Source organism: Saccharopolyspora sp. 7B (assembly GCF_020177435.1).
Classification (GTDB): Bacteria; Actinomycetota; Actinomycetes; order Mycobacteriales; family Pseudonocardiaceae; genus Saccharopolyspora_C; species Saccharopolyspora_C gregorii.
In genome coordinates this window covers 39,343-49,180 of record NZ_JAIUKC010000068.1, presented here as the reverse complement: position 1 = coordinate 49,180, position 9,838 = coordinate 39,343, and the positions used below count along the sequence as shown (strand labels likewise).

9 protein-coding genes and 1 riboswitch are annotated in these 9,838 nt (G+C 74.1%); of the genes, 3 read left to right on the top strand and 6 right to left on the bottom strand.

The window, feature by feature from the left end:
* Window positions 1-187: 187 nt before the first annotated feature.
* From LCD33_RS12765 to LCD33_RS12755, 3 genes are all read right to left on the bottom strand, one after another.
* A complete protein-coding gene (locus LCD33_RS12765; protein ID WP_224977884.1) occupies window positions 188-2,353 on the bottom strand; it encodes a putative cobaltochelatase in 2,166 nt (721 codons plus the stop codon).
* Window positions 2,354-2,411: 58 nt separating this feature from the next.
* A riboswitch (cobalamin riboswitch) is annotated at window positions 2,412-2,541 on the bottom strand.
* Between the two features lie 68 nt (window positions 2,542-2,609).
* Window positions 2,610-3,077: a GNAT family N-acetyltransferase gene (locus LCD33_RS12760; RefSeq protein WP_224956804.1), complete on the bottom strand. Its 468-nt coding sequence runs from the start codon at window positions 3,075-3,077 to the stop codon at window positions 2,610-2,612.
* 188 nt (window positions 3,078-3,265) lie between these two features.
* Entirely contained in the window at window positions 3,266-4,045 is a 780-nt protein-coding gene (locus LCD33_RS12755) for a trypsin-like serine protease (RefSeq protein WP_224977883.1), read from the bottom strand.
* A gap of 303 nt (window positions 4,046-4,348) precedes the next feature.
* Between LCD33_RS12755 and LCD33_RS12750 the strand changes: the two genes are divergently transcribed.
* Window positions 4,349-4,975 (top strand): LysE family translocator, encoded by a 627-nt coding sequence (locus tag LCD33_RS12750; protein WP_224956808.1) that lies wholly within the window; start codon window positions 4,349-4,351, stop codon window positions 4,973-4,975.
* A gap of 71 nt (window positions 4,976-5,046) precedes the next feature.
* On the opposite strand, the gene LCD33_RS12745 is transcribed toward LCD33_RS12750, so the two are convergent.
* Together LCD33_RS12745 and LCD33_RS12740 are read right to left on the bottom strand one after the other, a co-directional pair.
* The gene (locus LCD33_RS12745) at window positions 5,047-5,871 is read right to left on the bottom strand and encodes a trypsin-like serine protease (RefSeq protein WP_224956810.1); all 825 of its coding nucleotides are present in this window, start codon (window positions 5,869-5,871) and stop codon (window positions 5,047-5,049) included.
* A gap of 420 nt (window positions 5,872-6,291) precedes the next feature.
* On the bottom strand, window positions 6,292-7,098 hold the full coding sequence (locus LCD33_RS12740) for a helix-turn-helix transcriptional regulator (RefSeq protein ID WP_224956811.1): 807 nt from the start codon (window positions 7,096-7,098) through the stop codon (window positions 6,292-6,294).
* A 520-nt stretch (window positions 7,099-7,618) separates the two neighbouring features.
* On the opposite strand from LCD33_RS12740, the gene LCD33_RS12735 reads away from it, so the two are divergent.
* Entirely contained in the window at window positions 7,619-8,164 is a 546-nt protein-coding gene (locus LCD33_RS12735) for a YbhB/YbcL family Raf kinase inhibitor-like protein (protein WP_224956812.1), read from the top strand.
* 19 nt (window positions 8,165-8,183) lie between these two features.
* Window positions 8,184-9,290 (top strand): VanZ family protein, encoded by a 1,107-nt coding sequence (locus LCD33_RS12730; protein ID WP_224977882.1) that lies wholly within the window; start codon window positions 8,184-8,186, stop codon window positions 9,288-9,290.
* A 154-nt stretch (window positions 9,291-9,444) separates the two neighbouring features.
* Here LCD33_RS12730 and LCD33_RS12725 read toward each other — a convergent pair whose 3' ends face one another.
* Window positions 9,445-9,765, bottom strand: a complete 321-nt coding sequence (locus LCD33_RS12725; protein WP_224977881.1) for a PLD nuclease N-terminal domain-containing protein — start codon at window positions 9,763-9,765, stop codon at window positions 9,445-9,447.
* Window positions 9,766-9,838 lie beyond the last annotated feature (73 nt).

Genomic DNA, 9,838 nt, shown 5'->3' with positions numbered 1-9,838 from the left:
CCCCCGAGCAGAACGACCACGCCCCCCAGCAATAGAAAGCGCCCCCGCGCTCGACCGGCCTGGGGGTCACCGGGAGCGCGAGGGCGCTTCGTGGTCCACCCCTGGGGGTCAGGTGGACGAAGAACACCTTACCAACTACATCGGGATATTCCTACTCCGCCCGGCCGGTGTCGTAATCGAATCGGAATCAAGCTGCGCCGGCGGTGGTGCCGCGGGCGGCGCGGACGACTCCGGCGACGGCGTCGGCGGAGAGCTCGTCGAGCCGCAGGCAGGCCCCGCCGAGCGCGGTCGCGACCTTGGCGGCGAGGCCGAGCCGCACCACGCCCTGCTCGCAGTCGACGACGACGGAGGCGACGCCGAGCCCGGCGAGCAGTCCGGCGGCGCGCATGGAGTCCTGCACCGCCCGCTTCGCGCGAGCGCGCCCGGTTCCGCCGTCACCGGCGGGAACGGTGGCCTTGCCGTCGGTGAGCAGCACCAGCAGCGGGCGCCGCCGCGGGTCCCGGGTGCGTTCGGTGCCGATGACCTGGTGGACCTTGAGCAGGCCGGTGGCGAGCGGGGTGCGGCCGCCGGTGCGCAGGTCGCGCATCCGGGTGGCGGCGATCTCCACGGAGGAGGTGGGCGGCAGCGCGAGTTCGGCCTGGTCGCCGCGGAAGGTGACCACGCCGACCTTGTCCCGGCGCTGGTAGGCGTCGCGCAGCAGCGAGAGCACGGCGCCGCTGACGGCGGACATGCGTTCGCGGGCGGCCATGGAGCCGGAGGCGTCGACGGCGAAGAGCACCAGGTTGCCTTCGCGTCCTTCGCGGACGGAGCGCCGGACGTCGTCGCGGTGCAGCACCAGGCCGGGGCCGCTGCGGCCGCGGGTGCGCTGGTGCGGGGCGGCGGCGATCAGGGTGGCGGGCAGGTGCACGCCATGACCGTCCACTGTGGATGATCGAACGGTCTGCCCGCTGCGGGAGCGGGCGCGGGACCGCCGGCCGGGGGCGCCTTCGCCGACGCCGGGGACTTCGAGCAGCCGGGCGCGGAACGCGGGCGCGGGCGCGGCCGGGGGCTTGTTCGCGGGAGCCTGGCCGGGGCCGTCCTCGCGCCGGGAACCGCCGTCGCCGTTCGGCGCGGGCGATTCCGGCGGGGTGGGGGCTTCGCCGCCGCCGGGCCCGTCGGGTCCGTCGTCCGGTCCGCCGTCGGGCGCGCCACCGCCGCCTCCGCCGGGGCCGTCGTCGGGACCTTCCGGCGGCTCTTCACCGGAGTCCTGGTCGTCGGCGGAGCCCTGGTCGTCGGCGGAGCCCTGGTCGTCACCGGCGTTCCGGTCGTCGGCCGGTTCCTGCTCGGCGTGCTGGGCGGCGTCCTCGAGCGCCTGCTGCAGCTGGTCCTCCTCGACGCCGGGTTCGTCGAACGGGTCGCGGCGGCGCCGGTGCGGCAGCGCGAGCCGGGCCGCGGCCTCCACGTCGGCTTCGGCGACCTCGTCGGCGCCGCGCCACGCGGCGTGCGCCACGGCGGTGCGGGCCAGCACCAGGTCGGCGCGCATCCCGTCCACGTCGAACGCGGCGCACAGCGCGGAGATCCGCCGGAGCTCGGCGTCGGGCAGCCGCACCGATTCCACTGTGGACCGGGCGTCGGCGATGCGGCGGGCGAGCGCGGCGTCCTCGGCGGCCCACCGCTCGGCGAAGCCGGCCGGGTCCGCTTCGAAGGCGAGGCGCCTGCGCACCACTTCGGTGCGGGTGGTGACGTCGCGGGAGGCGGCGACCTGCACGGTGAGGCCGAACCGGTCGAGCAGCTGCGGGCGCAGCTCGCCCTCCTCCGGGTTCATGGTGCCGACGAGCAGGAACGAGGCGGCGTGCGTCACCGACACGCCTTCCCGCTCCACGTGCGCGCGGCCCATCGCGGCGGCGTCCAGCAGCAGGTCCACCAGGTGGTCGTGCAGCAGGTTGACCTCGTCCACGTAGAGCACGCCGCGGTGCGCCGCGGCCAGCAGCCCGGGCTGGTAGGCGCTGACGCCTTCGGTGAGCGCGCGTTCCAGGTCGAGTGAACCGACGAGCCGGTCCTCGGTGGCGCCGACCGGAAGTTCCACGAGTTCCGCGGGGCGCGTCGTCCCGGAGACCTCGGCGTGCGGGCCGTCCGGGCACCGCGGGTCGGGTCGCCGCGGTTCGCAGCCGAAGCGGCAACCGGGCACGACGTCCAGCGCGGGCAGCAGCGAAGCGAGCGCGCGCACCACCGTCGATTTCGCGGTGCCCTTCTCACCCCGCACCAGCACCCCGCCGATGCGCGGGTGCACCGCGTTGAGCAGCAGCGCCAGCCGCATGTCGTCGTGCCCGACCACGGCCGTGAACGGGTACCGCGGGCTCGCGGGAGCAGTCATGCCAGGTGTTCCTTCCTCGGGTCTCGGACGCCCCGATGTCGGCTGCGCCTGGGCGAGGCAGTGTCCTGGCTCCCGGATCAGCGCGGAACTCCGGCCTTCCCAGGCGGCAGCGCCCGGTGGCTCGCGGGGGAGATCCGCTCCCCGGTCACAGTGGCGCCGACCGCACCGGTGTCGCACCGGTTTCCTGACCTGCCCTGGCTGGGACCAGCGAGCATCGTCGCATCCCCGCGACGGGCGAGGAACCGGCGCGGCTCGCTCAGCGCGGCGAACCCGGGTATCGGTGCATGTCGACGTGCGGGATGCCGTCTTCGAGATACTCCTCACCCGAGGGTTCGAACCCGAATCCGCGGTAGAACTCCAGCGCGTAGGTCTGCGCGGACAGCGTCGCCGGCGCGCGCTGGATCTCGGCGAGCGCGGCGCGCATCAGCTTGCGCCCGAGCCCGAGGCCGCGGGCGTCCTTGGCGGTGGCGACGCGGCCGATGCGGAAGGTGCCGTCGGGGTCTTCGAGCAGGCGCAGGTAGCCGAGCACGTAGCCGTCGGCGGAGTCGATCCAGAAGTGCCTGGTGGTGGTCTCCAGGTCCCGGCCGTCCAGTTCCGGGTAGGCGCACTGCTGCTCGACCACGAACACGTCCACGCGCAAGCGGAGCATGCGGTAGAAGTCCTCGGCGTCGAGGTCGGCCGTGTAGGCGCGGTGGACGGCGGTGGCGAGCGGTTGCAGGGTCACCCCAACGGGATATCACATTCCGGCTACGACACCCGGGGTCACCTGCGGTGGAAGTAGCGCACACCACGTCCCGCGCGCCCGGGCGCGCGGGCCTCGGGGCGGGTCGGTGCTGCGCACGGCGACCGGTGCACCGCCGCGGCGCGAGCACCGGGTGGCACCGGCTCGTCCCGCGGTGCGGGACGCCGGGTTCAGAGCCGCGCGGCGACGTCGTCGGCGACCCCGGAGATCCGGGTGTACACGCCGGGTGTTCCGGGACGTCCGCAGCCGGTGCCGTAGGAGACGACGCCGATCAGCCTGCCGTCGGCGACGAGCGGTCCGCCGGAGTCCCCGGCGCACGCGTCCCGGCCGCCTTCGGGCGGGCCCGCGCAGACCCGCGTCCCCGACTCGTAGCCCGGGTAGGCGGCGCGGCAGTCGGCGTCCGCGCTGATCGGCACCTCGACGGACTGCAGCGTCGCCGAGGTGGGCCCGTTCTCGGTGGTGCGCCCCCAGCCGTGCACCCGCGCCGGGGTGCCGGGCCGGTAGCGGGCGGTCTCGTCGGCCCCGGCCATCGGCAGCGGTCGTTCGCGCACCGGTGCGGCCAGGGTCAGCACCGCCACGTCGTGCCCGCCGGTGACGTCGCGGAACTCGGGATGCACCCAGACGTCGCCGACGGGCGTGTCCGCGCCGCCGGTGGTGCGCAGGTCGGGGCGGCCGGTGACGGCGCGCAGCTCCGCCGCGTCGTGGCCGTCCACGCAGTGCGCGGCGGTGACCACCTTGATCTCGGTGACGAGGGTGCCGCCGCAGAACTGGCGCCCGGCCTGGTCGGTGAGCGCGACCACCCAGGGCGCCGCGTGTTCGTCGGTGCCGCCGAGCACGCGTTCCTGCGCGGGGCCGGCGGCGGCCGGTGCGGCGAGCGCGGCGGTGGCCGCGGTGGCGGCGGCAGCACCTCCGGCGGCGATCCGGGCGAGCGGGCTGGATCGGTCGGGCACGGCTGCCTCCTGGACGTGCGGCGTCGTTCGGCGGCACACGGTAGCGGCCCGATCACGCCGGGATGACGAGGGCGAGCTCACATCGGCTCATGATAATTTTTCGTTAAGATGGACTTCGGCGGGAAAAAATCCGGATCACTGCTTCGGCAGAGGTGGTTCGTCCCGCCCACTCAGTCAAGATCTCCGGTGCCCGCGACGACGCGGAACCGAGATCACCCCCGATCCGGTGAAACCTCGACCGGTGGGCCGCGCGCTCACCGGCGCCTCCGCGCGCGCGTCGACCAGGCAAGGAGCGAACTCGTCATGCTGCTGGACCCCACGACCCTGCCGGCGTTCCTGCTCGCCAGCGCAGTGGTGGTGCTGACGCCCGGGGTGGACGCGTTCCTGATCTTGCGGACGTCGCTGCGGCAGGGGATCGGCGCCGGGCTGCGAGCGCTGGCGGGCATCCACGCGGCGAGCATCCTGCAGGTGGCGCTGGTGATCTGCGGGCTCGGCGCGGTGATCACCAGCCACCCGGCGGTGCTGGCGGCGCTGAAGTGGGCCGGCGCCGCGTACCTGGTGTACCTCGCCGCGATGATCGTGCGCGGGTTGTGGCTCACCCGCGCCGAGACCGGCGACGGCCTCTCCGGCGGCGGCGCCACGACCCGGCCGTTCTGGCAGGGCCTGCTGAGCAACATCACGAACCCGAAGATGCTGCTGTTCAGCCTGGCCTTCCTGCCGCAGTTCGTGGGTTCGGCGGCGAACCCGACGCTGCAACTGGTGCTGCTGGGCGCGGTGTTCCTGGTGCTGGCGGCGATCTGGGAGGTCACCATCGTGCTGGGCGCGGCCCGCATCGCCGACCGGCTGCGCCGCCCGCGCTTCGCCCGCTCCCTGGACGTGATCAGCGCGGCGGCCTTCCTCACCATCTCCGCGGGTCTCGTCGCGGCCTGACCCCGCAGCAGAACGGCCCGCTCGACCGCGCGGTGCGGTCGAACGGGCCGTGCGCCTCGGTGGTGGGGGGATCAGCGGAGCTGGGCCTGGACTTCGTCGTGGTAGGCGCCGAGCCTCGTGTAGACGCCGGGCTGGCCGGGGCGGGCGCAGCCGTTGCCCCAGGACACGATGCCGATCAGCTTGTCCCCGGCCACGAGCGGTCCGCCGGAGTCGCCCTGGCAGCTGTCCTCCCCGCCTTCGGGGAGCCCGGCGCACACCTGGCCTCGCGGGTCGTACTGCCCGCCGTAGGCGCGGCTGCAGTCCTGGTCGCTGGTGATCGGCGGGTGTGCCTGGCGGAGCGTGCTGGACGGCGAGCCGCCTTCGGTGGTGGTCCCCCAGCCCAGGACGGTGGTGGCTCCGCCCGGCCGGTACTCGGGGAGGTCACCCGCCGTCGCGATGGGCAGCGGGGTCGCGGTGACGTCGCGGTCCAGCGTGAGCACGGCGACGTCGGCACCGCTGCTGGCGTTCTGGAAGTCGGGGTGCACCCACACATCCCGGACGGCGGTCTCGGTGCCCTCGTCGCTGTTCTTGTCGTCGCGGCCGGAGACGACGGTGATCTCCGGCGGCGCACCCCCGGTGACGCAGTGCGCGGCGGTGATGACCTTGTTCGCGGCCGCGATGGTGCCGCCGCAGAACTGGTTGCCCGCCGAGTCGGTGAGGTACACGACCCACGGGTACTCGCTGGTGCTGGCGTACTCGCCGCCGACGATCCGGGTGCTGATCGGCGCGGCGGCGGGCTCGTCGGCGGCGGTCCCGGCCCCGGCGGGGGTCGTGATCGCGACAGTGGCCAGCGCGGCCGCGGCGAGTGTTCCGCCTGCCGACCACCACCGGGTGTGGGTCCGCCGTGTGCGTGTCATCCCGCTGCTCTCCATCCCCCGGAGCCCCTGCGGCGCGGTCGGGGTGACCGGCCCGCCTCCGGCTCGTGCCAGTGTCGCGGAGGGAGCCGATCACGGCCCGGTCATCGTCCACAACGGCCGAACGTCGTTACCTGATCAGGTGATACATCGGGAGAAAACCGCTCGGCGGCAGCATCAGACCAAGTCCACTTCGGACGGTCGCACGGGCGGCACCGGCCGGTGTTCGCGCAGCCTGCGGGCCACGGCGGCGACCCGCTCCAGCAGTTCCACCGGATCACCCGCCCCCCTTCGGCGCCCCTCTCCTCGGCCCGCCGCAGCCGGTTCGGAGTCACCCGCGCGGCGGAGAAGATCACCGGACCGGCGTAGTCCCCGGCGCCGCGCGAACCGGCAGCGGAGCGGATTTCCGGCGCACGAGCGCGGTCAGTGCTCGGCGAGGACCTCGCGGATCAGGTCGCCCGCCGCGTCGGGGGCGTGGGCGAGCCGCACGATGTCCCGCAGCACCTCCCGGTAGGAACTCACGGTCCGCTCGGAATCCAGGAATGCGGGACCGTGCTGGTTCTCCACGTACACCACGTCCGGCTCTCCGTCATATTCCAGAAGAAGGAATGACCCCTGCAATCCCGGATAGGCGCCCACGGAACGCGGCACCACTCGCAGGCAGACGTGATCGGATTCCATCATCACCAGCAGGTGCAGCAGCTGCCGCTTCATCACTCCCCGGCCGCCGATCGGGCGACGCAACGCGGATTCCTCCAGCACCGCGTGGAACAACGGCGCGCGGGAACGGCTCAGAATGATCTGCCGCGCCATCCGGGTCGCGATCAGATCGTCCAGTTCGTCCTCGCAACGCCCGGGCTCCATCCCCGAGATGACGGCCCGCGCGTATTCCGCGGTCTGCAGCAGGCCCGGGATCAGCATCGGTTCGAAACTGTGCATCCGGACCGCTTTGCTCTCGTAGTCGAGGAAATCCCGCCAGCGGGCGGGGGCCGCGGACGGCCGCTGCCACCAGGCGGAGCGGCCCGCGTTGCGCGCCAGCTCCACCAGCGCGGTGCGCTCCCGCTCTCCCACCTGGTAGAGCCGCAGCAGCGCGGTGACGTCGTCGAGCTGCACCCCGCTGGCGCCGGTCTCGATCCGGCTGATCTTGCTGCCCGAGACGCCCAGCCGGGCCCCCGCCGCCGTGCAGCTGAGCCCGGCGCGCTCGCGGTGGCGGCGGAGTTCCGCGGCCACCTGGCGCGAACGGACCGAAGTGTGGCGATTTCCCGGCATGACTGCGCTATCCCCCAGCATCGACATCCCTGGGCCGGCATCGGCGGAACCCGGACTTTTCCGGTACCGGCGACGACGGCGCATTGGACAGGTGCACCACCGGTTTCGGGGGCGGTTTCCCCTGCTGTTCCGAATCCGGCCGACCGATTCTCGCATTCGGCTTCCGAGCGGTTTCCGGTAGCCGCTCGAAGAACCGGTCATCGTCGTTGTGGGACGTCCGCCCGAAATTGTCCCGGATCCGCTCGACCGCGGTCGCCGACGTGGAGATCGGCGCGCACCGGACCATGATCCCGAGCCTGGCGGGCAGCGACAATAACTCGATCAAGTGAACGCTTGCACGGGTTGCATCAAGGGGGTGACGGAGTGGCGCGGATCGCCCCGCGCGCGAGGCCGCGCACGCGCCCGCGCAGGCCCCACTAGGCTGCGACCGGACGATCCCGAAGATCGTCCGACCCCGCCGCACCCGCCGAGGAGGAGACGAATGAGCCTGCAACGCCCGATCGACCCGGACCCGTACTCGCTGCTGCCCGAGGTCCCCGCGTTCACGCTCACCTCCAAGGACGTCGCCGCCGACGAGCAACTGGACCTCGCGCACGTCCACAGCGGGATGGGCGCGGGCGGCGGGAACCGCTCCCCGCAGCTGAGCTGGGAGGGCTTCCCCGCCGGGACGCAGAGCTTCGTGGTCACCTGCTTCGACCCGGACGCCCCGATCCCGGGCGGGTTCTGGCACTGGACGCTGGTGGACGTGCCCGCCGCGGTGACCGAGCTGGCCACCGACGCCGGTTCCGCCACCGGCTCCGGCGTGCCCGCCGGCGCGTTCCAGGTGCCGAACGACCTCGGCGAGCGCGCCTACGCGGGCGCCGCGCCGCCGCCCGGAGACCGGCCGCACCGCTACCTGTTCGCGGTGCTCGCGCTGGACGTGCCCACGCTGGGGCTGAACGACCAGGTGACGCCCGCGGTCGTCAACTTCACCGCGCTCGGCCACATCCTGGGCCGCGCGGTGCTGTCCACCACCTACGCGCACTGACCGCCGGCAGGAGGTCCCGGTGAGCATCCGGGTGCTGCCCGCGGTGGCCGCCGTCCTGGTGGCGGTGGCGCTGGTGGTGCTGCTGTTCGTGCCCTACGTGGCCCGCGAGCACCGCAAGCGCGGCGAGCTGCGGCCCGGCGCGCTGCTGCTGTTCCTGGCCGCGGTGCTCTACGCGCTCGGCCTGGTGGCGTACGTGCTGGTGCCGCTGCCGCCGATCGGCCCCGGGTTCTGCGAGGCGTTCGGCGACCTGCGGCCGCAGTGGCGGCCCTTCGCCGGGTTCGACGAGGTCCGGCGGCCCGGCGGCCTGACCGAGCTGACCGGGCTGGTCGCGGATCCCGCGGTGCAGCAGTTCGGGTTCAACGTGCTGCTGTTCGTGCCGCTGGGCATGTTCGTGCGCTACCTGCTGCGGGAGGGCTTCGGCGGCACCGCGCTCGCCGGGTTCATGGTGTCGCTGGCGGTGGAGCTCACCCAGCTCACCGGGATCTGGTTCCTGTACCCGTGCCCGTACCGGCTGTTCGACGTGGACGACCTGATCGCGAACACCTCGGGCGCGGTGCTCGGGGCGCTGCTGGCACCGGTGCTGCGGCTGGTCCCCGGTCAGCGCGGCGCCGCCGGGTCCGGGGAGCCGCGGCCGGTCGGGAGCTACCGCCGGTTGCTGGGGATGCTCTGCGACCTGCTGCTGCTGTGGTGGCTGGGCCTGGCGCTGGCCCGCGGCGCGGACCTGCTGCTGCGGGTCGCCGAGGTGCGGCCGCCCGTCGCGGCGCAGGCCTGGTCGGAGGCGGCGGCGCTGTGGTTCGCGCCCGCCGTGCTGCTCCTGATCGCCACCGCGGCGGGGCGCGGCAGCTCGCTCGGCCAGCACGCGGTGCTGCTGCGCGTCGTCGTCGACGGGCGGCGCCCCGGGTGGCGCGCGGTGCTGCGGCGCTGGCTGGTGGGCCTGGGCGGTCTGGCACTCGTCGAGGGCGTGCTCGCGGTGCTGTGGCCCGCGGCGGGGCTCCCGGTCGCGGTGGTGTGGTGCGCGGTGCACGCGCTGGCCGTGCCGCGCAGCGCGCGGTGCCGCGGGTTGAGCGGGAAGGTCGCGGGCACCGAGCTGGTGGACGCCCGCGCGCTCACCGCGACCGACCGCTGATCCGCAGCCCGCGCGGCGACGGGGGCCGCGCGGTCCACTTCGGACGGTGAACGCCGCTCCCGTGGAGCCCCGGACGACCGCTGCGCCGCCGGTCCCCCGCGTCCCCGGAGCCGGGGAGCGCGCACAGCGGCGGCGCGGTCGTGGCCGCGGGCGGTCACGCGGTGGCCTGGTCGCCGTCCAGCCGCGGCGCCGGGCCCTCCGCCGGCCGGAGCGCGTTCTTGCGGGCCTGGGAGCGGCCGATCACGAACCACAGGGCCGCGCCCAGCAGCGGCGCCATCACGACGATCAGCACCCACACCGCCTTCGTCGTGCCGTCCGCCTCGGCGCGGTACAAGCTCACCAGCGCGCCGATGACCAGCGCGGCCAGACCGAGCGCGATCAGCGCGCCGACCACCAGCACCACCCAGCCCCACACCTGCGAGGGCTGCTCGGCGGCGGTCTGGGCGAGGGAACGGGTGACCTCGGACTTCAACATCGGATTCGTCCTTCCGGGAGTGCTTCGGGAGCGGACCGCGGTCGCGGTGCCCGCCGGCTCGACTTCCGCCGTT